Raw genomic sequence first — 1,522 nt, 5'->3', positions numbered from 1 at the left:
AAGCGTATCTATGATTTGAAGTGCAGTCTGCATGGTGGAATTATCCCCGTGTCTGTACCGCCAGAAGTACCGTTAAGGGAATTTCCTTACAATGCAGTTGTGGAGCTTGTCAATCCCGTAGCCGATACGGTATCAAGAAAAACCTATACGGGTGCAGATGTGGACTGGTATGTAAAGGCAGAGGATATTGTGTTGAAGAATAAAGGCAACCAGAACGCAGGCAGTCCACAGAACCCTACACCGCAGGGACAGCCGAAGAAATAAAAGTGATGTATTTGTCTTAATTTTGATTGACACGAACAATGCGGAGTGATATATTTATCTCATAAAGATACAAAAACATCTTATTTGAAAGGAGAGATAAATATGTCAAAGAAACAAATTAAAAAAATTATTTTTATGGGGGTAGGGTGTGCTTTATTGCTTATTGTTGGTACAATCTACTCCCTATTATACAATGATGGACGCTGGGTCAAAAATATGGATATGTCGGAATATGTATTTTCTTACAAGGATATTCCTATGTTAGTAATTGGAGCTTTAATAGCACTATATGCTATCTATATAGTAATTATCTGCTTTAAAAATGTCTTTTCAAAAAACAGCAGGGAAAAACGATATTCAAGAACAATTTCTCCTTACTGGGGATTTTGTGGAATGTTTGGTTTTCTGGGGTTTGGCGGATTTTGGACATACTATAAATTTGGAGAAATATTTCCTTTTGCTTTTTTCATATTTTTTGGTTTTTTCAGTTTTTTCTTTGAAGGTAAACTTTCTCATATCTTAGAAGATGAGCTTTTTCAAGAAAATAAACGTAAGGCACAATTAGAAGCCTACAAGATAGGTTTTAAACTATTGTTTGTAGTTATCTGGCTTATGGCAATAGGTATGTTTTCCCGTAATGTTGAGTGGTGTGCAATATTTATGCTGATTTCTGTTTCACTTATCTATGCTCTTGTTCTTTTTCTTAGCAACTATTTATTATATCGTTATGAAAAAAGGAAATAAATTATGGAAGCAAAGTTTGTATGTAATTTAAAAAAATATCGTGTAGCACAAGAATTAACACAAGAACAACTCGCTGACATTGTAGGTGTTCGTCGTGAAACTATTATGAGATTAGAAAAAGCACAATATAATCCGTCACTTAAATTGGCAATAGATATTTCAAGAGCTGTAAAAGCTCCGATAGAAGATATATTTATTTTTGAATAAAGACAGTTTAAAGCAGTTAGTCTTAGGATTGACTGCTTTTTTCGTACACAGAAAGGAGAGATTGTTTTATGCGTAAGATTTGGAATAAAGGACACCGTATCAGAGCCAGCGACAAGCACCTTGTCTACCACTTTTCCATAGGAACGCTTCTGTTTGTATTCGTGGCGGTTCTCCTGCTACTGAATATCAAACAGCTCATGCGTGCCGATTGGGAGCATTTCAGCTTGTTTGAGAATGGCTTGACGCTTTCCCCTTACAACTTCATAACCATACTGATATCGACTGGTGTTTGTGCATTGGTCGCTTT

3 protein-coding genes and 1 pseudogene are annotated in these 1,522 nt (G+C 35.7%); all 4 read left to right on the top strand.

Features of this window, described 5'->3' with window-relative positions:
- Positions 1–264, top strand: a 264-nt coding sequence (locus I2D69_RS19735) for a YdcP family protein (protein ID WP_195380421.1), incomplete at its 5' end; no start/stop codon positions are given.
- A 102-nt stretch (positions 265–366) separates the two neighbouring features.
- Positions 367–1,008: a DUF3796 domain-containing protein gene (locus I2D69_RS19730; RefSeq protein WP_055285974.1), complete on the top strand. Its 642-nt coding sequence runs from the start codon at positions 367–369 to the stop codon at positions 1,006–1,008.
- Positions 1,009–1,011: 3 nt separating this feature from the next.
- A complete protein-coding gene (locus tag I2D69_RS19725) occupies positions 1,012–1,215 on the top strand; it encodes a helix-turn-helix transcriptional regulator (protein ID WP_008787613.1) in 204 nt (67 codons plus the stop codon).
- 68 nt (positions 1,216–1,283) lie between these two features.
- Positions 1,284–1,522, top strand: a pseudogene (locus tag I2D69_RS19720) (ATP-binding protein); the annotation flags it as partial.

The sequence above is a fragment of the Ruminococcus sp. D54t1_190329_F1 genome (genome assembly GCF_015551645.1).
In the GTDB taxonomy this organism is placed as follows: Bacteria; Bacillota; Clostridia; order Lachnospirales; family Lachnospiraceae; genus Blautia_A; species Blautia_A faecis.
Note: the sequence above shows the minus strand (reverse complement) of the source record. Positions and strands in the feature narration are given on the sequence as shown.

Bases quoted from the DNA above. Each gene is read 5' to 3' on its own strand.
- I2D69_RS19725 (WP_008787613.1), top strand. From the start codon at position 1,012: ATGGAAGCAAAGTTTGTATGTAATTTAAAAAAATATCGTGTAGCACAA.
- I2D69_RS19730 (WP_055285974.1), top strand. From the start codon at position 367: ATGTCAAAGAAACAAATTAAAAAAATTATTTTTATGGGGGTAGGGTGT.